The sequence below is a fragment of the Nocardia sp. NPDC051929 genome, assembly GCF_044548645.1.
GTDB lineage: Bacteria > Actinomycetota > Actinomycetes > Mycobacteriales > Mycobacteriaceae > Nocardia > Nocardia sichangensis.
The window spans coordinates 107129-126857 of sequence record NZ_JBIUCG010000021.1 but is presented as its reverse complement, the minus strand read 5'-3'; the positions used below and the strand labels follow the sequence as shown (position 1 = coordinate 126857).

Annotated in this window: 24 protein-coding genes; 16 read left to right on the top strand and 8 right to left on the bottom strand. The window is 68.4% G+C overall.

Annotated features, from left to right (window positions below):
- Nucleotides 1-4 precede the first annotated feature (4 nt).
- Complete coding sequence (locus ACIHAX_RS27400) at nt 5-859, bottom strand: PHP domain-containing protein (RefSeq protein ID WP_355077350.1); 855 nt, start codon at nt 857-859, stop codon at nt 5-7.
- Nucleotides 860-934: 75 nt separating this feature from the next.
- Between ACIHAX_RS27400 and ACIHAX_RS27395 the strand changes: the two genes are divergently transcribed.
- Nucleotides 935-2026 carry a magnesium and cobalt transport protein CorA gene (locus ACIHAX_RS27395; RefSeq protein WP_355077388.1) on the top strand — a complete coding sequence of 364 codons (1092 nt, stop codon included), beginning with the start codon at nt 935-937 and terminating at the stop codon, nt 2024-2026.
- Between the two features lie 12 nt (nt 2027-2038).
- Here the strand turns inward: ACIHAX_RS27395 and ACIHAX_RS27390 are convergent, their stop codons facing one another.
- Genes ACIHAX_RS27390 through ACIHAX_RS27380 form a run of 3 tightly spaced genes read right to left on the bottom strand, consistent with a single transcriptional unit; the run spans nt 2039 to nt 4084 of the window.
- Nucleotides 2039-2620 (bottom strand): suppressor of fused domain protein, encoded by a 582-nt coding sequence (locus ACIHAX_RS27390; protein WP_356969749.1) that lies wholly within the window; start codon nt 2618-2620, stop codon nt 2039-2041.
- Between the two features lie 3 nt (nt 2621-2623).
- Nucleotides 2624-3115, bottom strand: coding sequence for a general stress protein (locus tag ACIHAX_RS27385; protein ID WP_039800517.1), 492 nt, complete (start codon nt 3113-3115; stop codon nt 2624-2626).
- 12 nt (nt 3116-3127) lie between these two features.
- Nucleotides 3128-4084: an HpcH/HpaI aldolase/citrate lyase family protein gene (locus ACIHAX_RS27380; protein ID WP_397280321.1), complete on the bottom strand. Its 957-nt coding sequence runs from the start codon at nt 4082-4084 to the stop codon at nt 3128-3130.
- A gap of 63 nt (nt 4085-4147) precedes the next feature.
- Between ACIHAX_RS27380 and ACIHAX_RS27375 the strand changes: the two genes are divergently transcribed.
- The 9 genes from ACIHAX_RS27375 (at nt 4148) to ACIHAX_RS27335 (ending at nt 11942) form a co-directional block, all read left to right on the top strand.
- Nucleotides 4148-5428 (top strand): magnesium transporter MgtE N-terminal domain-containing protein, encoded by a 1281-nt coding sequence (locus ACIHAX_RS27375; RefSeq protein ID WP_355077356.1) that lies wholly within the window; start codon nt 4148-4150, stop codon nt 5426-5428.
- Between the two features lie 58 nt (nt 5429-5486).
- The gene (locus ACIHAX_RS27370) at nt 5487-6116 is read left to right on the top strand and encodes a DUF1003 domain-containing protein (RefSeq protein ID WP_364438475.1); all 630 of its coding nucleotides are present in this window, start codon (nt 5487-5489) and stop codon (nt 6114-6116) included.
- Nucleotides 6117-6254: 138 nt separating this feature from the next.
- Complete coding sequence (locus ACIHAX_RS27365) at nt 6255-7670, top strand: lytic murein transglycosylase (protein WP_397280319.1); 1416 nt, start codon at nt 6255-6257, stop codon at nt 7668-7670.
- 113 nt (nt 7671-7783) lie between these two features.
- Nucleotides 7784-8644, top strand: coding sequence for a lytic transglycosylase domain-containing protein (locus ACIHAX_RS27360; RefSeq protein WP_397280317.1), 861 nt, complete (start codon nt 7784-7786; stop codon nt 8642-8644).
- 19 nt (nt 8645-8663) lie between these two features.
- A complete protein-coding gene (locus ACIHAX_RS27355; protein ID WP_364435115.1) occupies nt 8664-9800 on the top strand; it encodes a P-loop NTPase in 1137 nt (378 codons plus the stop codon).
- A 48-nt stretch (nt 9801-9848) separates the two neighbouring features.
- Nucleotides 9849-10169 (top strand): DivIVA domain-containing protein, encoded by a 321-nt coding sequence (locus ACIHAX_RS27350; protein ID WP_039800550.1) that lies wholly within the window; start codon nt 9849-9851, stop codon nt 10167-10169.
- Entirely contained in the window at nt 10166-10759 is a 594-nt protein-coding gene (locus tag ACIHAX_RS27345) for a DNA-3-methyladenine glycosylase I (protein WP_364435119.1), read from the top strand. The genes ACIHAX_RS27350 and ACIHAX_RS27345 overlap by 4 nt, the downstream gene beginning before the upstream one ends.
- A gap of 139 nt (nt 10760-10898) precedes the next feature.
- Nucleotides 10899-11066, top strand: coding sequence for a DUF3117 domain-containing protein (locus ACIHAX_RS27340; protein ID WP_011211259.1), 168 nt, complete (start codon nt 10899-10901; stop codon nt 11064-11066).
- Complete coding sequence (locus tag ACIHAX_RS27335; protein ID WP_397280314.1) at nt 11067-11942, top strand: putative RNA methyltransferase; 876 nt, start codon at nt 11067-11069, stop codon at nt 11940-11942. It abuts the gene before it with no gap.
- Between the two features lie 9 nt (nt 11943-11951).
- On the opposite strand, the gene glgA is transcribed toward ACIHAX_RS27335, so the two are convergent.
- Nucleotides 11952-13106, bottom strand: a complete 1155-nt coding sequence (gene glgA / locus ACIHAX_RS27330; RefSeq protein WP_355080430.1) for a glycogen synthase — start codon at nt 13104-13106, stop codon at nt 11952-11954.
- Between the two features lie 137 nt (nt 13107-13243).
- Between glgA and glgC the strand changes: the two genes are divergently transcribed.
- Nucleotides 13244-14458, top strand: a complete 1215-nt coding sequence (glgC, locus tag ACIHAX_RS27325) for a glucose-1-phosphate adenylyltransferase (protein ID WP_355080419.1) — start codon at nt 13244-13246, stop codon at nt 14456-14458.
- Nucleotides 14459-14474: 16 nt separating this feature from the next.
- Here glgC and ACIHAX_RS27320 read toward each other — a convergent pair whose 3' ends face one another.
- The 3 genes from ACIHAX_RS27320 to ACIHAX_RS27310 form a co-directional block, all read right to left on the bottom strand.
- On the bottom strand, nt 14475-14705 hold the full coding sequence (locus ACIHAX_RS27320; protein WP_356966614.1) for a hypothetical protein: 231 nt from the start codon (nt 14703-14705) through the stop codon (nt 14475-14477).
- 225 nt (nt 14706-14930) lie between these two features.
- On the bottom strand, nt 14931-15164 hold the full coding sequence (locus tag ACIHAX_RS27315; protein WP_356966616.1) for a hypothetical protein: 234 nt from the start codon (nt 15162-15164) through the stop codon (nt 14931-14933).
- Between the two features lie 76 nt (nt 15165-15240).
- Complete coding sequence (locus ACIHAX_RS27310; RefSeq protein WP_379255959.1) at nt 15241-15873, bottom strand: O-methyltransferase; 633 nt, start codon at nt 15871-15873, stop codon at nt 15241-15243.
- Nucleotides 15874-16161: 288 nt separating this feature from the next.
- Here ACIHAX_RS27310 and sigE point away from each other — a divergent pair, with 288 nt between their 5' ends.
- From sigE to tatB, 5 genes are all read left to right on the top strand, one after another.
- On the top strand, nt 16162-16821 hold the full coding sequence (gene sigE, locus ACIHAX_RS27305; RefSeq protein ID WP_355080414.1) for an RNA polymerase sigma factor SigE: 660 nt from the start codon (nt 16162-16164) through the stop codon (nt 16819-16821).
- Nucleotides 16822-16882: 61 nt separating this feature from the next.
- Nucleotides 16883-17281 carry a hypothetical protein gene (locus ACIHAX_RS27300; protein ID WP_364435126.1) on the top strand — a complete coding sequence of 133 codons (399 nt, stop codon included), beginning with the start codon at nt 16883-16885 and terminating at the stop codon, nt 17279-17281.
- Nucleotides 17282-17291: 10 nt separating this feature from the next.
- Entirely contained in the window at nt 17292-18830 is a 1539-nt protein-coding gene (locus ACIHAX_RS27295) for a trypsin-like peptidase domain-containing protein (RefSeq protein ID WP_356966620.1), read from the top strand.
- Nucleotides 18831-18943: 113 nt separating this feature from the next.
- Entirely contained in the window at nt 18944-19159 is a 216-nt protein-coding gene (locus ACIHAX_RS27290; protein ID WP_355080409.1) for a hypothetical protein, read from the top strand.
- Nucleotides 19160-19283: 124 nt separating this feature from the next.
- Nucleotides 19284-19700: a Sec-independent protein translocase protein TatB gene (gene tatB / locus ACIHAX_RS27285; RefSeq protein ID WP_067804157.1), complete on the top strand. Its 417-nt coding sequence runs from the start codon at nt 19284-19286 to the stop codon at nt 19698-19700.
- Nucleotides 19701-19729 lie beyond the last annotated feature (29 nt).

Sequence of the window (19729 nt, the reverse complement as noted above, 5' to 3'; positions counted from 1 at the left end):
AATCTCACGCGGCGATCACCGGCACGCCGGAGGCCTTGCCCACCAGCTTCTCGAATTGCGTTGCGTCGGTGGTGAACTCGCCGAGCCGAATGGTCTTGTTTGTGCCGTGATAGTCCGATGAACCGGTGGTGAGCAGGCCGAGTTCCGCGGCGAGATCGGTGAGCAGCTCGCGGTCGGCCGCGGAGTGGTCCGGGTGCGCGATCTCCAGGCCGCCGAGCCCGAGCGCGGCCAGCTCCCGGATGTCGTCGACGGCGAGCAGCCTGCCCCGCTTGCGCGCCCTGGTGTGCGCCAGCACGCTGACTCCGCCCGCGGTGGCGATCATCTGCACCGCGCGACGCAGCGGGGTGTCGGCCTTCTCGGCGTAGTAGGGACCGTGCGGGGCGAGCAATTCGTCGAACGCCGCGTCCACGCTGGGCACCACGCCCGCGGCGACCAGCGCCCGGGCCAGATGCGGGCGCCCGGCCGACGGCCCAGCCGAGGCCAGCACGGCGTCGGGATCGATCGGCAGTCCGTCGGCCGCCATCCGCTCGGCCATGGCGCGCAGCCGTTCCACCCGTTCGGCGCGCAGCCGCTCACGTTCCTCGGCGAAGCCGCGATGGGTCGGGTCGAACAGGTAAGCCAGCAAATGTACGGGTACCGGCCAGCCATCCTCCCCCAGGCCGACGCAGGACATCTCCATGCCGCGGACCAGCGTCAGCCCCTTCGGTAGCGCGTCGACCGCTTCCGACCATCCGGCCGTGGTGTCGTGATCGGTGATCGCGACGACGTCCAGGCCCGCGGCGGCCGCGTTCCGTACGAGTTCCGCCGGAGTATCGGTGCCGTCGGACGCGGTCGAATGGGTATGCAGGTCGATGCGCACGCCTTCAAGTCTTACAGTGCTGCGCCGTCCCCCCGCACGCGCAGGCGACGTTCCGCCGGCCTGCGGCGACGTAGCATCGTCAGCGTGCCGTCCTTTTCTCCGCTTTCCTCGCTTCGTGGATCCGGCCGGACGCCGTCGCAGTCCGAGCAGCGGTTCATCCCGGTTCCGACGGCGCAGGCGATCGTCGACTGCGCGGTGTACGTGGACGGAAAGCGTCTGCCCGGACGGTTCACCCACAAAGCCGCACTCGCGCGAGCCCGCGAGGAGCCGAACGGGTTCGTCTGGGTGGGCCTGCACGATCCCGACCAGACGCAGATGGAAGACATCGCCGCGACGTTCGGCCTGCACCAGCTCGCCACCGACGACGCCCTGCAACGGCACCAGCGGCCGAAACTGGAGCGCTACGACGATTCGCTGCTGCTGGTGTTGCGCACGGTCAGCTACGTCCCGCACGAGATGAACAGTGTCAGCGAGATCGTGGAGACCGGCGAGATCATCGTGTTCACCGGTCCCGACTTCGTGGTCGCCGTCCGGCACGGTGAGCACTCCGGACTGGCCGAGGTACGCAAGGCGCTGGAGGAGGACTCCGCGCAGCTGGCCCTCGGACCGGGCGCGGTGCTGCACGCGATCGCCGACCGGATCGTGGACTCCTACATCGACGTGGCCCAGTCGGTCGAGAACGACATCGACGAGATGGAAGAGGAGATCTTCACCCCGCGCAGCAAGGTCACGGTGGAATCCATCTACCAGCTCAAGCGCGAGGTGGTCGAGCTGCGGCGCGCGGTGAATCCGCTCGCCGCGCCGCTGGAACAGCTCAGCCGCAAAACCGATCTGCCGGTGCCGAAGGAGGTCCGGCGCTACCTGCGCGATGTCGCCGAGCATCACGCCGCCGTGGCCGAGCGGATCAACGACTTCGACGAGGCGCTCAGCGCGCTGATCAGCGCCGCGCTGGCCCGGATCGGCGTGCAGCAGAACACGGATATGCGCAAGATATCGGCCTGGGTGGCGATCGCTGCCGTGCCGACGATGATCGCGGGCATCTACGGGATGAACTTCGACCACATGCCCGAACTGCACCAGGTCTGGGGTTATCCGATGGTGTGGGTGCTCATCCTCGCCATCTGCACCGGCTTGTTCTTCACCTTCCGCCGCAACAAGTGGCTGTAGCCGGGCTGGGCATCACAAGCTGGCGGCGCCGCGCCTCGGGTCGCGCACGTCGATGCCCGCCTCCTGCCATGCCTCCCGCAACGCCTGCGCTCCCCGCACCCGGACCCATGCCGCCTCGGTCGCGGTCACCGGCGTCACCGCGAAATACCGCACCGGCTCCGCCGGGTCCGGCAGCGGCACGGCGGGAATGTCGCTCTCACCGAGCAGAACCGCGGTGAACGGCGCGTCGCGCCACATCGGCTCACCCAGATCCATCAGCGCGTCCGCTTGCAGCACAACACCTTCCACGACCGGCGCCGCGGCGAGCACGCCGAGCGACTTGGCCAGGCCCGAGCTGGCTCCCACACCGGACCGCAACGTCAGCACGAGTTCCGCGCGCGGGCCGCGCACCGGGTCGGCGTGCACCGCGGTGGGATCGCCCATGGGATGCCTGCTGCCGCCCAGCGTCACGTAGTGCACCAGATCGTCCTCGACGATGCGCAGGATCTCGATCGGCTCCAAGCCCAGAAAAGTGACCGACGCGGCGTCGACGTTCGCGGCGTCCACACCGAAATGGCCCAGCACCTCGGTGCGGACCGTCTCCAGCACTTCCATACGTCAGATCGCCAGCCGCGCGAGCATGTCCCGTGCCTGCTCGGCCGACTTCGGATCGCACAGCACGTCGTAGCGGCCAGCCACCAATTGCATGGTGGACGCGAAGTCGCGCTGACCCCTGGTCGCCGCGTACGGGATCGAGGTCGAGATCAGGCCGAAGATGATGCCGCCGACCAAGCCGACGATCAGCGGGCCCAGCGCGCCGCTGGTGGTGAACAGGCTCAGCAGCAGACCGAGGAACAGGCCGAGCCAGGCGCCAGACACCACGCCGCCGCCGATCACCTTGCCCCAGGTCAGCCGGTAGAGAACCCGCTCGACCTGCATCAAGTCGACACCGACGATGGTCACGTCCTGCACCGGGAACTGGTTGTCGGCCAGATAGTCGACCGCCTTCTGCGCCTCGGCGTAGGTCGGGTAGGAGCCGACCGGCCAGCCCGACGGAGGCGTCGGGAGGGCCTGCCGCGCACGGCTCGAGTTCCCCAAGGGATTCGTCATAGTTCCATTCTGCTATTCCGACGCATCCCGCGGTGGTGTGAAACGCGTGGTGCGCGTCATTCCGGCGGCGCGGCCCTTTTCCGCGATCACCTGGGCCATCTTGGCGCTGGCCTCGTCGATCATCTCGTCGCCGAGCATCACCGCGCCGCGGGCGCCGCCGGCCGCCGAGGTGTGGAAGGCATAGGCGTCCAGGATCTCCTCGGCGCGGTCGTAGTCCGATTGCCGCGGGCTGAAGATCTCGTTGGCCGCCTCGATCTGACCGGGGTGCAGCACCCACTTGCCGTCGAACCCGAGCGCGGCTGTGCGCGCGGCGGCTCGGCGGAAGCCGTCCACATCCCGGATCTGCAGGTACGGGCCGTCGATCGCCTGGAGGCCGTGGGCGCGGGCGGCGAGCAGGATGGTCATCAGGATGTGGTGGTAGGCGTCGCCGGTGTCGTAGCCCTCCGGCTGTTCGCCGACCACCAACGTGCGCATGTTGATGCTGGCCATGAAGTCCGCCGGGCCGAAGACCAGGGTCTGCACCCGGGGACTCGCGGTGGCGATCGCGTCGATGTCGCGCAGTCCCACAGCGTTCTCGATCTGCGGCTCGATGCCGATCCGTCCGACGTCCAAGCCGCAGGTCTTCTCCAGCTGGGTCAGCAGCAGGTCCAGCGCGCGCACCTGGCCCGCGTCGGTCACCTTGGGCAGCAGGATCGCGTCCAGCCGCGCGCCCGCGCCCTCGACCACGGAAATGACGTCGGCGTAGGTCCATTCGGTGGTCCAGTCATTCACCCGGACCACCCGCAGTTGCGTTCCCCACCCGGAGTCGTTCAGCGCCGCGACGATGTTCGCCCGCGCCTCGGCCTTCGCGACCGGAGCGACCGCGTCCTCCAGATCGAGGAACACCTCGTCGACGGGCAACGTCTTGGCCTTCACGATCATCTTCGGGTTGCTGCCCGGGCACGCGAGCACCGAACGGCGTGGCTTCATGATCACTCCCGTCGATCGTGGCGGGATGCGAACACCCGCGCGCGAACATCTAGCCTTGGCAGCATGGCAGCTACCAGGGTGTACGTCGCCAGGCTGGCCGGTTTGGCGGTACTGGGACCGGACGGGGAGTCTATCGGCCGGATTCGTGACGTCGTCGTGGCCGTGCGGTCCGACCGCCAGCAGCCCCGCGTGCACGGCCTGGTCGTCGAACTGCCCACCCGGCGGCGCATTTTCGTGCCGATTCTGCGGATCACCGCGATCGAGCCCGGCGTGGTCACGCTGAACACCGGAACGGTCAGCCTGCGCCGTTTCACCCAGCGACCGGGCGAGATGCTCGCCTTGGCGCAGATCGTCGACTCGATGGTGCGGGTCGATGACCCCGACCTGCCCGACCTGGCCGGCGTGGACGTCCACGTGGCCGATCTCGGCATCGAACAGGCGCGTTCCAGGGATTGGCTGGTCAGCAGGGTGGCCGTGCGCGGGCACCGCAGGCTTGGCCGCAGGCGCACGGTGCACGTGGTGGACTGGACCAGGGTGTCCGGCCTGACGCCCCACGAGATCGGCAGGCCGGGACAGGACGTGACGCAACTGCTCGAACGGTTCGAGGGCATGCGCGCGGCCGACGTGGCACAGCAACTGCGCGAGCTGCCGGAGAAACGGCGGATCGAGGTGGCCGTCGCGCTGGACGACGAACGTCTGGCCGACGTGGTGCAGGAACTGCCCGACGACGAGCAGGTCGAGTTGCTCAGCCACCTGGAGGTGCGCCGGGCCGCCGACGTGCTGGAGGCGATGGACCCCGACGACGCCGCCGACCTGCTGGGCGAACTGCCCGAGGGCGAAGCCGAATCGCTGCTCGCCCTGATGGACCCGCAAGAGTCCGAGCCAGTGCGCAGGCTGCTCGAGCACTCCCCTTACAGCGCGGGCGGCTTGATGACGCCCAAGCCGGTCATTCTCACCCCCTCCACGACGGTGGCCGAAGCTCTGGCGCGCGTGCGCAACCCGGACCTCACTCCCGCGCTGGCCTCCATGGTGTTCGTGGTCCGTCCGCCCACCGCTACGCCGACCGGCCGCTACCTCGGTTCGGTGCACATCCAGCAGTTGCTGCGCGAACCACCCGCCCACCTGGTGGGCGGAATCCTCGACACCGATCTGTCGACGTTGCGTCCCGAACTGCCTCTGGCCGCGGTGACCCGGTACTTCGCGACCTACAACCTGGTCTGCGGACCGGTGGTGGACGAGGAGAATCACCTGCTCGGCGCGGTCAGCGTCGACGACGTCCTCGACCACCTGCTGCCCGAGGACTGGCGCGACCAGGAAGAGACCGACGAACGGGGCGGAGCGTGAGCCCGCACGACCCCGCGCACGCCCGAAAGGACACACCGTGAGCGAGAACGACCCGGGCGTGCGGCTCGGTCACAGCAGGGCCCGCCAACGGCTGGAGACGCCGGTGGAAAGCCGGTTCCGATTGGAGTGGGACGCCGAGGCTTTGGCCCGCAGCAGCGAGCGAGTGGCGCGATTCCTGGGGACCGGTCGGTATTTAGCGGTCCAGACGATCGTGGTGGTGGTCTGGATCCTGGTGAACATCTTCGTGGTCGCGCTGCGCTGGGACCCGTATCCGTTCATCCTGCTGAACCTGGCGTTCTCCACTCAGGCCGCCTACGCGGCGCCGCTGATCCTGTTGGCGCAGAACAGGCAGGACAACCGGGACCGGGTCGCCCTGGAGGAGGACCGGGTGCGGGCCGCTCAGACCAAGGCGGACACCGAGTTCCTGGCCCGGGAACTCGCATCGCTGCGCATCGCGGTCGGCGAAGTGGCCACGCGCGATTACCTGCGCCGGGAATTGGAAGAGCTGAAAGGAATTCTGGACCGCATGGAGTACGCGGAATCCCCGGATGCGGAGAGCCGGACGGACAGCGCAGGAAAGGGCGGTCGCAAGAAAAGCTCCGGCCGAAAGCCCGCTCCGGCATCGGTTTCACCGTCGGTAACCAGTGATCAACCGGAAATACCGAATAAGGACCTGACTGGTGGGTAACCTGGACAACGTTGTCCAGAGCGGCCTGGGCAGGGGATGTCCCGGACAGCCGCTCCCACGACGTCGAGGATTGGGTGTGGCCGAATGCGTGTATCTGCTCCGATAACGGTCTCGGCTTTGGTTGTTGCTGGTGTGGTGGTGAGTGGTTCGGGGGCGCAGTCTCCGGTGGGGGTGTCGGCGCCGCGGGCGCCGGAGGTGTTGGCGGCGGCGAACGCCGAGTCGCGGGTGGTGGGGTTGTTGCCGGTGGCGGCGGAGGGGCCGCGGCGGTTGCGGGCGGTGACGCCGGGGGTGGCGCCGTTCGCGGGTGCGGTGCCGTTGCAGGAGTTTTCGTTGCCTGGGGTGGGGGGTGCGTTGGGGATTCCGGAGGTGGTGTTGGCGGCGTATCGGAATGCGGAGTTGGCGTTGGCGTCCTCGACGCCGGGGTGTGGGTTGTCGTGGAGTTTGCTGGCGGGGATCGGGCGGATCGAGTCGGGGCATGCGGGGGGTGGGCGTACGGATGCGGCGGGCACGACGGTGACGCCGATCTTCGGTCCGGTGTTGGATGGGAGTTTGCCGGGTAACGAGGTGATCAGGGCGGCGGAGGGGGGGTATGTGCGGGCGGTGGGTCCGATGCAGTTCTTGCCGGGGACGTGGGGGGCGTATGCGGCGGATGGTAACGGGGACGGGGTGGCCGATCCGCACAATGTGTTCGATGCGGCGTTGGCGGCGGGGAAGTATTTGTGTTCGGGGGGTTTGGATCTGCGGGATCCGGCGCAGGAGTTGCGGGCGGTGTTGCGGTACAACAACTCGATGGCGTATGCGGCGAATGTGTTGAGCTGGGCTCGGGCGTATCGGTCGGGTGGTTCGCCGACGCAGGTGCGGGTGTCGCCGGATCTGGTGGCGCCGGGGTCGTTGCCGCCGGTGGGGCCGGGCACGGACATGAGCGCGGTGCGCACCACCACCCCGACCACGGATCCGGCCGGACAGTATCGAGCGCCCCGGCCGCGACCGCAGCCGACGCAGGTGATGATCACGCTCCCCGGTCTGCCGCCGATCCCGTGCGGGATCTTCTGCCCGGCTCCAGCGCCGGTGAATCCCTGTGTCGGGCAATCGGTTCCCGCTCCGATGCCGTTCCCGGACCTACCCGGGACCGCCCGCGTACCGCTCGCACCGCAGCAGCCTTACGGCGCCACAGCGGCCGAGCCGCGCAACCCGGGTTCCACCGATGCCGCCGGGGCGGACAAACCCGCGGAGGCCGCTACAGCGGGACAACCCGGCACCGCAGGACAGCCCGCTCCCGCAGGACAACCCGGCACACAGGACCAGCTCGCCGCCGGATGCGGACAGCCGGACACCACGCTCGCCACCGCCGAACCTGCCCCCATCCCGGGTGACCTACCCGCCCGCGACAACGAGTCTCGCCGCGAATCCGAACCCGCCGCCACCACCACACCACCCGCACCGGAACCCGAATCGGCGACCGCCGCCGAACCCACACCCACGCCGCCGCCCGGAATCACCCTGCCGTTCGGCATCGTCATCCCCCTTCCCGCGCCACCCGCGCCCCAGCAGTGATTCAAACCTGGCATCAGATCACGAAGCAGTAACAAAAAGATCTCGGATGCGGTACCCTTCCCATGGTTCCGTAACAAAGGGCTCACAGCGAGCCATGGGAGGGTCACCACACCGTGGGGCGTCATCGAAAACAACCGCCTGCCACCGTTCGACGGAGTTCCGTCATCGCGTTGACCGGATTGGTTCCCGCAGGGCTCGTATCCGTCACGGCCGCCTCCGAGGTAGGCGAGGCAGCGCCGCTCGCGACCGCCGTCCATACGCCGGAGGGCCAGGACGTTCAGGGCGCCGCGCAATCGGTGGTCGAGCCCGTCGCCGGGACCGAATTCCTCGCTCACGCAATGGCCAAGGCCGCGCCCACGGCGACGCCCGTGGTGAAAACCGTTGCGCTGCCCAGTGGTCGGCAGGCCTCCGCCATGCAGGCCGGGCCGCTCGGCGTCCCCGGCATCGCCGTCGCCGCCTATCAGAACGCGGAACGGGTCCTGGCCGCCGAGAACCCCGTGTGCGGCATGCCGTGGTCGCTGCTGGCCGGTATCGGCCGGGTCGAGTCCACCCACGCGTACGGCGGCAAAGCCGACGCCGACGGCAACCCGCTCAGCCCCGTCTACGGCCCCGTGCTGGACGGTTCGCTCAACGGCAACCACGTCGTCCGGGATTCCGACGACGGCGCGCTGGACGGCTTGGACAGCTACGACCGCGCGATCGGCCCGATGCAGTTCCTGCCCGACACTTGGAAGCGCTACGGGGCCGACGGCAACGGCGACGGCATCGCCGATCCGCAGAACCTCTTCGACGCCGCGCTGACGGCGGGGAGGTACCTCTGCGACGGCGGCCTGAACATGCGCGACCTGGCGCAACAGTCCAAGGCGATCCTGCGCTACAACCACTCCATGGCCTATGTCGCGAACGTCATGGCATGGGAGACCTCCTACAGCACGGGGGTCGCACCCCGGGCCGGAGACCTGCCCAAAATTTGACACGCCTAAAATTCCGGCCATGCCAGTGGTTACGGAATCGGATGTGCGGGGTGCCCTTGCGAAGGTCGACGACCCGGAGATCCGCAAGCCGATCACCGAACTGGGCATGGTGAAAAGCGTCGTCATCGGCGCTGATAGCGATGTCCACGTGGAGATCTATCTGACGACGGCGGGCTGCCCCCTGCGCACCGAGATCACGCAGCGGGTGAGCAGGGCCATCGCCGACGTGCCTGGTGTGGGCGCCGTCAGCGTCGACCTCGACGTGATGGACGACGAGCAGCGCACCGCACTGCGCAAGCAGCTGCGCGGCGACTCCGCCGATCCGGTCATCCCCTTCGCCCAGCCCGGCTCGCTGACCCGCGTCTACGCCGTCGCCTCCGGAAAGGGCGGCGTCGGCAAGTCCAGCGTGACGGTGAACCTCGCCGCGGCCATGGCCGCGCGTGGCCTGTCGGTCGGCGTGCTGGACGCCGACATCTACGGTCATTCCATCCCGCGCATGCTCGGCACCGACGCCAGGCCGACGCAGGTGGAGCGGATGATCATGCCGCCGGTCGCGCACGACGTGAAGATGATCTCGATCGCGCAGTTCACCCAGGGAAACACCCCTGTGGTCTGGCGCGGCCCGATGCTGCACCGGGCGTTGCAGCAGTTCCTCGCCGACGTGTTCTGGGGCGACCTCGACATCCTTTTGCTGGATCTGCCGCCGGGCACCGGCGACGTCGCGATCTCCATCGCACAGCTGATCCCGAACGCCGAGATCCTGGTCGTCACCACCCCGCAGCCCGCCGCCGCGGAGGTGGCCGAGCGAGCGGGCGCGATCGCGTTGCAGACCCGGCAGCGCATCGCGGGCGTGGTGGAGAACATGTCCTGGCTGGACCTGCCGGACGGCACCCGGATGGACCTGTACGGCTCCGGCGGCGGGCAGGCCGTCGCCGACCGGCTCACCCGCGCCGTCGGTGCGACCGTGCCGCTGCTCGGCCAGATCCCCATCGAACAGGCGCTGCGCGAAGCGGGCGACGAAGGTACTCCGATCGTGCTGCGCGATCCGGAGAACTCGGCCGCCAAGGCCCTGTTGGAGGTCGCCGACAAGCTCGCCGTCCGCCGCCGCGGCCTCGCGGGCATGTCGCTCGGCATCGACACCACCCGGCATTTGTAGGGCCACGCGCGAGCCCGACTGTCGGTGCTCGCTAATAAGCTCGGTCCCATGCTCACCATGCTGTTGTACGTGCTGATCGTCGGCTTGGTCGCCGCGGTGCTGTTCCTACTGGCCAGTGCGGTGTTCGGGCGGGCGGAGGAACTCGGGCCGCTGCCGGAGGGTACGACGGCCACCGTGCTGCCGGTGGAAGGGATCACCGGGGCGGACGTGCGCGCGTTGCGATTCCAGCAGGTGGTGCGCGGCTACAAAGCCGGAGAGGTGGATTGGGCGCTGGCCCGGCTGGCCGCGCGGATCGATGAGCTCCAGCACCAACTGGCCGAGGCGCAGGCCGCGCGATGGCAGACGCCGATCGCGCCGGAGTCGAAATGAGCGCCCTCGCCGACGACGGACTGATCCGCTGCGCGTGGCCGTTGGATTCCCAGCTCTACCGGGACTATCACGACTACGAGTGGGGCAAGCCCCTGCACGGCGACGACGCGTTGTTCGAACGGCTCTGCTTGGAGGCGTTCCAATCCGGGTTGTCCTGGCTGACCATCCTGCGCAAACGCCCGGCCTTCCGCGCGGCGTTCGCAGATTTCTCGATCGCGCGAGTCGCGGAGTTCGGTGACGACGACGTCGCCCGGCTGATGGCCGACGCCGGCATCGTCCGCAACCGCCTCAAGATCGACGCGGCCATCGCCAACGCACGCGTCGCGCGTGACCTCGACGTCGGCTTGGACGAGTTGCTCTGGTCGTTCGCCCCGCTGCCGCGCCCGCGCCCGCGCTCCGGCGCCGAGGTGCCCGCCACCACACCCGAATCCACCGCCATGGCAAAAGAATTGAAACGGCGTGGATTCCGGTTCGTCGGACCGACCACGGCGTACGCCCTGATGCAGGCGACCGGAATGGTCGATGATCATGTGGCCGACTGCTGGGTGGGCAGCGCCCGGCCCGAGACGGGCCGACCGGTCACTTTTTGAACTCAGCTATCCGTCCCTATCGGCGATAGGGAAGAATGGGACGGGTGTAGCTCGCCAAACGCCGGCGAGCTCGCTGGTTGGTGACAACTGGAGTTCCAAAAAGTGCGCAAGGACCGCGCAGATCTGGAGGGAGCAGAGGATGGCGGCCATGAAGCCCCGTACCGGGGACGGTCCCCTCGAGGCAACCAAAGAAGGGCGTGGAATCGTCATGCGGGTTCCACTCGAGGGTGGCGGGCGTCTGGTCGTCGAGCTCACGCCGGACGAAGCAGCGGCGCTCGGTGACGAACTGAAGAGCGTCACGAGCTGAGTGGCCCCGGCTGAGCACTCGGCCCTCGCCGACGCGGCCGACGTCCTGGCCTGCCCGGAATGCCTGCGGGCGCACCGGGATGCCGCGTCGCTCGCGCTCGAACCGCGGGATCGAGCACTGCGCTGCGGTCGCGGCCACAGTTTCGACGTCGCCAGGCAGGGCTACGTCAGCCTGCTGACCGGTGCGTCGACCAAGATGACCGGGGACACCGCGGCCATGCTCGATGCCCGCGCCGCCTTCCAGAGCGAGGGCCACTTCAGGCCGATCGCGGACGCTGTGGCGCGCGCCGCCACTGCGCGCCGGACGGACGGTCCGGTGCTGGAGGTCGGCGCGGGCACCGGCTACTACCTCGCTCGGGCACTCGACGCCGCTCCCCCGGCTGTCGGCATCGGGCTGGACGTGGCCAAACCCGCCGTCCGGCGGTGCGCCCGCGCGCACCCGCGCGCCGCGGCGGTGCTGGCCGACGCATGGCGCGGGTTACCGATCCGCGACGGCGCGCTGGCCTGCGTACTCTCCGTCTTCGCCCCGCGCAATCCCGGCGAGATCGCCAGGGTGCTCACCGAGGACGGTCGCTTCGTTGTCGCCACACCCACCGAGCGCCACTTGGGCGAACTGATCGAGCCGCTGGACATGGTGCGGGTCGACCCCGACAAGAACAGCAGGCTCGACGCCGCGATGACGGGACATCTCGAACCCGTGGACCGGACATTGATCGAGTATCCGATGACGCTCGCCAGAACCGATGTCGAACATGTGGTCGGCATGGGTCCGTCCGCGCATCACGCGGCCGCCGGAGCGGAGCGTCTCGCGCGGCTGCCGGAGACCGTCGAGGTCACCGCGTCGGTCGTCGTCGGCACCTACCGCCGGGCGGCCTGATCGCCCGGCTCAGCCTTTTCTGACCTCGTCGTAGACCGCGACCGTGCGCGCCGCGATGCGTGACCAATCGAATTCGGAGATCGCGCGCTCGCGCCCCGCGGCGCCCAGGCGAGCGGACAGCTCCGGATCACCGGCCACTTCGTTCACGGCGGCGGCGAGTCCGTGCTCGTAGTCCTCGGCTGCGCCCGCGTCGTAGTGCACCAGTCGGCCGTTGCGGTCGTCGACCACCTCGGGGATGCCGCCCACGTCGGAGGCGACCACCGCGGTCGCGCAGGCCATCGCCTCCAGATTGACGATGCCCAGCGGCTCGTACACCGACGGGCACACGAACAGTGCCGACGCGGCGAGAATCTGCCGGATCCGCTCGGTCGGCAGCATCTCACGCACCCAGAACACCCCACCGCGCCGCTGTCGCAGCTCCTGGACAGCCGTGGCGACCTCGTGCTCCAGCTCCGGCGTGTCCGGCGCGCCCGCGCACAGCACGAGCTGGATGTCGGGGTCGAAGTCGCGGGCGGCCGCCAGCAGGTGGCCGACGCCCTTCTGCCGCGTGATGCGGCCGACGAAGGCGACGAGGGGAAGATCGGCCCGCACGCCGAGTTCGGTGAGCACCGACGGCTCGCCGCCCGCCGGGGGGCCGGGATGCCAGACCGCCCCGTCGATGCCGTTGTGCACCACATGCACGCGGTCCGGGTCCACCGCGGGGTAGGCGTCGAGCACGTCGTGGCGCATGCCCTCGCTCACCGCGATGACGGCGTCGGCGTGCTCGACGGCGTTGCGCTCCGACCAGGACGAGAGCCGGTAGCCGCCGCCGAGCTGCTCGGCCTTCCACGGCCTGCGCGGCTCCAGGGAATGGGCGGTCAGCACGTGCGGGACGCCGTAGAGGGCCGCGGCCAGATGGCCGGCCAAGCCGCTGTACCAGGTATGCGAGTGCACCACGTCCACATCGCCCACCGCGTCGGCCATCCGCAACTGGGCGGACATCATCTGCAGCGCGGCATTGGCGGCGTAGAGCGACGGATCCGGTTGGTGGACCACGGCATCGGCGCGGTCGACACCCATGCAATGCACGGTCACCTCGCACAGTTGACGCAAATGCGCCGTCAACTGCGTGACGTGCACCCCGGCCCCGCCGTACACCTCGGGCGGATACTCGCGGGTCAGCATCGCGACGCGAAGCCGGTCCCGTTCGCCGGAATCCACCGGCGAACGTCCGCCATCCGTGCCGAAACTCACCGATCCAAACTAAACGTTCGCGTCCGCGGCGGCCACTCACGGGCGCTTCACCCGGTAGTTTGGCAGGTGTGAGGAGCCAGCCGCACGTACTCGGAATCGTGCTCGCCGGTGGTGAGGGCAAGCGACTCTTTCCACTCACGGCCGACCGCGCCAAGCCCGCCGTCCCGTTCGGCGGCGCCTACCGTCTCATCGATTTCGTACTCAGCAATCTGGTCAACGCGGGTTTCCTGCGGCTGTGCGTGCTCACCCAGTACAAGTCGCATTCGCTCGACCGGCACATCTCGCAGACCTGGCGGTTGTCCGGTTTCGCGGGCGAGTACATCACCCCCGTGCCCGCCCAGCAGCGGCTGGGACCGCGCTGGTACACCGGCAGCGCGGACGCGATCCTGCAATCACTGAACCTGATCTACGACGAGGACCCGGAATACATCGCGGTTTTCGGCGCCGATCACGTCTACCGGATGGACCCGGAGCAGATGGTGCGCCATCACATCGATTCCGGCGCCGGTGTAACCGTGGCCGGCATCCGGGTGCCGCGCAGCCAGGCGAGCGCGTTCGGCTGCATCGATAGCGACGAGTCCGGCCGCATCACGCAGTTCCTGGAGAAGCCCGCGCATCCGCCCGGCACCCCGGACGACCCGAACGTCACCTTCGCGTCCATGGGCAACTACGTCTTCACCACCAAGGTGCTGGTGGACTCGATCCGGGCGGACGCGGACAACTCCGACTCCGACCACGACATGGGCGGCGACATCATCCCGGCCCTCGTCGCGGCGGGGCAGGCCGGTGTCTACGACTTCGCCGACAACGACGTGCCGGGCGCCACCGACCGCGACCGCGGCTACTGGCGCGATGTCGGGACCATCGACGCGTTCTACGACGCGCACATGGACCTGGTCTCGGTGCATCCGGTGTTCAATCTCTACAACCGTCACTGGCCGATCCGCGGGGCGACCGAGAACCTTCCGCCCGCCAAGTTCGCCCAGGGCGGCCTGGCGCAGGAATGCATCGTGGGCGCGGGCAGCATCCTGTCGGCCGCCACCGTCCGCAATTCGGTGCTCAGCGGCAACGTCATGGTCGACGACGGCGCCACTGTCGAGGGGTGCGTGCTCATGCCCGGCGTGCGGATCGGGCGCGGCGCGGTGGTCCGGCACGCCATTCTGGACAAGAACGTCGTCGTCGGCGAGGGCGAGATCATCGGAGTGGACCTGGCGCGCGACCGCAGCCGCTTCGCCGTGAGCAACGGCGGTGTCGTCACGGTCGGCAAGGGCGTCTGGGTGTAGTACCGCCTGGATCGGGCTAGGGCGCGCCCGGCTCGGGCGCGGGCGAATTGATGCAGAACGGCGCGCAAGGGCCCGGGGTGCGTGGCACGGTGGATTTCGAGGCGCCACCGAAATCGGCGGTACTCACCAAATAGACCACCAGCACGGCGAACAACAGCACCGCGGCGAAAGCGATCATGGTCCGGCCCCAATGAATCGGCTTCGGACGACGCTCGTCTTCGTCCCAGAGAAACATCATCATCACCATGCCGCACCCGCCTCCGGATCCACTCGGAACATGACTTCCACCAGTATCGGGGATCTTCGGTCTTTCGCGGCATCATGCGCCGAACCGTGCTCGTTCGGCGGCTGTTTCGCGAACGCCGGCGGGTGGTGCGGCTGCGATGAAGAAACGGCACGGCGGCCAGGAATTCCGGAAAAACTTCGGCGGCAGGCCTATTCGGCCGGAGTACGCGCGCGGTCGACAGCGGGATTACGGGGCGGGCGGGGCGACGTTCTGGGTGCAGAACGGCTCACAGGGACCGGGGGTAGGCGTGGTTTTCGCCGGGCCGGTGTCGAAATCGGTGTTGCTCACCACCACCATCACCAGCACCGCTCCCAGAATCACGAGCAGCAGGGCCATCATCGTCGGCCGCAACCAACTCGTGCGCCGTTCGGTCACGACTTCCCCCATAGCCGCTACTTCGAGGGGTGTTAGTTCACGCATAACTGTTTTCCTCACTGAGTTCTTTCTCAGCGCATACCCCGGATTCCGGGGTGGAATCAGACTGCCCCGCGAATCGCTAACCGCGTGAGGCGCAAAGCAATCCGTCGCCGACCGGAATCAGCACGCAGGTGAGTTCCGGATTCTCCGCGATGGCGCGGGTGGCGGCGCGCACCGCCTGCGTGGCCGGATCACGTTGCGCCGGATCGGGTACGCGCCCGCCCAGCAGCGCGTTGTGCAGCAGGATGGCGCCGCCGTCGCGCAGCAGCCGCACGGCCTGAGCGACGTACTCCGGGTGTTCCAGCGGCGCGGCGTCGATGAAGACCAGGTCGTAGGCGCCGTCGGCCAGCCGGGGCAGCACGTCCAGCGCCCGCCCGTTGATCAGGCGGGTGCGCGCGGGCGGGATGTCGGCGGCGCGGAACGCCTCCTTGGCCGCGCGCTGGTGTTCCGGCTCCGAATCGATGGTGGTGAGCGTGCCGTCCTCGCGCATGCCGTCGAGCAGCCACAGGCCGCTGATGCCCGCGCCGGTGCCGACCTCGACCACCGCGCGCGCACCGAGCAACTGCGCGTACATGCTCAGCAGCGCACCCACCGAGGGCGGCACGGGTATCGCGCCGAGTTCGGTGGCCCGTTCCCGCGCGCTGACGAGGATTTCGTCTTCCACGACGGATTCCTCCACATAGGCGAGATTCCGCTCCAGATTCGATGCCACGGGTATGAGGCTAACGCCGGGCGGGTGATCTCGGCGTTCCGGACAACACGCGCCGCCCGCCATTTCCGCCGCCGGTTTTCTCAGGTGACCCTCAGCATCTCCATAACCCGGCCATATCAGGACCAGAAAGAGTATGGGCATCGCAAGACCACCGACCGTGCCTTAACACGGGACGCGGGAACAACGACATACCGGTTGTCGGTTGTATCCGTACGTGACGGACCGTAGACCCGGCCCCGAGCGAGTTCCCGACGTTTGCGGTCCCTAGTAGGAGGTAGCCCCATCCACATGGTCGATGCGGCGCGCGAATACGCCACCCTGCCCGAGCAGATCCTGCCGGTCGAGGCCGAGTCCGCCGAGGACGCGGTCGAGCTGACCGGGACTGCTGCCTTCGATGCCACCGGCGACCGGTCGGCGATGCCCACGTGGGACGAACTCGTCCGCGAGCACGCGGACCGGGTCTATCGCCTGGCCTACCGACTCTCCGGCGACGCACAGGACGCGGAGGACCTCACCCAGGAGACGTTCATCCGGGTGTTCCGTTCGCTGTCGAATTACCAACCGGGCACCTTCGAGGGATGGCTGCACCGCATCACCACCAACCTGTTCCTGGACATGGTGCGCCGCCGCAACCGGATCAGGATGGAAGCGCTGCCCGAGGACTACGACCGGGTGCCCGCCGAGGGCCCGGGGCCGGAACAGGCCTACCACGACGCCCGGCTGGATCCCGACCTGCAATCGGCCCTGGATTCGCTCGCGCCGGAGTTCCGCGCGGCCGTGGTCCTGTGCGATATCGAGGGGCTGTCCTACGAGGAGATCGGCGCTACGCTCGGCGTGAAACTGGGCACTGTGCGCAGTCGGATCCACCGTGGACGCCAAGCCCTGCGCGACTACCTTGCGCATAATGGAAGTGAGCAGCGGTTCGCCGCTGACGCGAACATAGGGTGATTCGTCGGAAGCCGGCATCGCCCGAACATCGGTCGATGTCGGTTGGAAGGGTGAGCACCGAATGAGTGGCGACTTCAGCACGTCCGGTCGTCGTCCGCCCCGTTTTCGCCCCACCGAGCATTTGGCGAGCGAGGCGATCGCGGCGTACGTGGACGGTGAGTTGCGGATGAACGCCTACCTGCGTGCCGCTCAGCACCTCTCGCTGTGTCCCGAATGCGCGGCCGAGGTCGATGCCCAGCAACAGGCGCGCATCGCACTGCGGCACGCAGGCCAGGTCGCGATTCCGACCGGGCTGCACGACAGCCTGACCAGGATTCCCCTCGCGGAGTTGCCCGGCGGCGCGTCCAGTGGCCGGACGCCCGCCCCGACCTCCGGTCAGTCCGGGCGTAACGACGCGGTTTTCGGGTTTCTGACCGATTCGTTCACCGCGACCCGGTGGACCACGTGGTGGCGCAAGTAGAGTTTCCCGAGTGACCACCGAATCGACGAATTCCGGATCGGCCGACACCTCGGATTCGGCGGCCAACCGCGGGAATCTCCGTCCTCCGGACGCACCCGTGCTCGGTCCGCGCCCGGTCTACCGGCCCCATGTCGACACGCACACGGCGCGGGCCTTCCGCAGACCGTCCGGCCTGTCCGGTTCGTTCGCCGAGCCGCTGCCGCTCCGTAAGGCGGGCGCGGCGCCGCAATCCGGTCCCGAACTGCAGAACCGTCCGCCCGACGCGGTGCTGGCCGAGGCATTCGGCCGTCCAGAAGGCTCCAGCGAACTCCTGCAGCGCGATCCCGACGCGGCCGGTGGCCAGGCTCCCGCTGCCGGACCGGCCGACCCATGGCGCGACCCGGAGGCGGTCGCCCGCCTCGGAGCCCCTGCGGTGCCCACACCCAAACCGCAGGCGCTGCCGCAGGCCGAGAAACTCAGCGCCCGCGAAGTGCTGTTCGGCTCCCGAGTCGCGCCCAAGGCGCTGGCCCTGCTCGCGCTCGTCGCACTCGTCATCGGCCTGCTCGGCGGGCTGGTCGGCCGCCTGACCGCGGAAACCGCCTCGACGCTGACCTCCCGCAAGGTGGCCCTCGAACAGGGCGGCGACGGAAACCGCCCGCACGGCCTGATCGCAAAGGTCGCCAACGCCGTGTTGCCCTCGGTCGTCTCCATCCGCGTGACCGTCGGTGAGAACGGCGCCACCGGCTCCGGCGTGGTGATCGACGGCGGAGGCTACGTCGTCACCAACAACCACGTCGTCTCGATGGCCGCCCAGGACAAGACCAACCGGTCCGCGATCCAGGTGCAGTTCTCCGACGGCACCAGGGTGCCCGCCCAGATCGTCGGCCGCGACCCGAAGACCGACCTGGCCGTCCTGAAGGTCGATGTGAAGAATCTCACCGTCGCTCAGCTCGGCAAATCCGGCAACGTACAGGTCGGCGACGACGTGCTGGCCATCGGATCGCCGCTCGGCCTGAGCAAGACCGTCACCTCCGGCATCGTCAGCGCCTTGCACCGCCCGGTGAAACTGGAGGGCGAGGGCAGCGACACGAAGGCCGTGATCGACGCCGTGCAGACCGACGCGTCGATCAACCCCGGTAACTCCGGTGGCGCTCTGGTGGACATGGACGGCCGGGTCATCGGCATCAACACCGCCATCCGCAGCGAGACCGGCGGCTCGGTCGGCCTCGGCTTCGCCATCCCGGTGGACAAGATGACCGAGGTCGCGCAGACCTTGATCCGTGACGGTGTGGTGCACCATCCGACCATGGGTCTGTCCCTCCGCACCAAGACGGTCGCCAATGACGTCATGAGCGGAGCCGCGGTGGCCGACGTGTCGCCGAACGGCCCGGCCGCGCGGGCGGGCATCGTCGAAGGCGATGTCATCGTGCGCGTCGGCGATCGGGAGGTCACCAGCTCCGACGAGTTCACGGTGGCCGAACAGTCCAGCAAGATCGGCCAGACCGTGGTCGTCCAGCTCATCCGCGACGGCCGCCGAGTCGACGTCCCGGTGACCCTGGAATCCGACTAGCAGTTCCCTGCGCCAACTAATAACGCAGAACCCCAATTATTTTCGCTAGACGCCGCAAAACCGCGGCGGATAGAGTCACGCTGTCGAAATCCAGCAGCACGGGGAGGGCTGTGATGCGTCATCTCGCCATTTTCATTCTCGGATCCACTATGGCGGCGGTCGCCACCGTGGGGCTGTCCGCGGCACCGGCCGGCGCTACCACGAACGACACTTACGTCGACTGGTTCGACTGCCGCCCGGGTGGAGGGCACACCGCGGTCGCGACGGACGGCGTGGAGTACTGCTACGGCGGCATACACAACGGCAAGATTGTGATCTACCCCACATAGATTCCTTTTCTTGTACGTGCGGTGGGTGCCGTACGGCCTGGAAAAGCCCGGACAACACCCACCGTTCATTTCCCGGTCGGCTATCAATGGACGACCCGCTGACCGGGCCAGGTAGCCTGGTTACGTGTTCAGCAACATCGGCTGGAGCGAGATGGTCATCCTGCTCGTCGCCGCCCTCGTGATTCTCGGCCCGGAGCGCTTGCCCGGTGCCGTGCGCTGGACCACGCGCAGCCTGCGGCAGGTGCGTGATTACGCGAGTGGCGCCACGTCTCAGCTGAAAGAGGAATTGGGGCCGGAGTTCGAGGATCTGCGTAAACCGCTGGCCGACCTGAACCAACTGCGCGGTATGACGCCGCGGGCGATGGTGACCAAACATCTTCTCAACGGCGATGATTCGCTGTTCCGGGATTTCGACAGCGCGCTGCCCGATCCCAAGGACCTGTACAGCACGAACAGCGGGATGCCGGACTATCCGATGCCCAAGTTGGATAAGCCGTTGGAGCGCAACGAACGTCCTCCGATCGACACCGACGCCACCTGAACGTCAAGAAGACTAGACACATTGAGCTG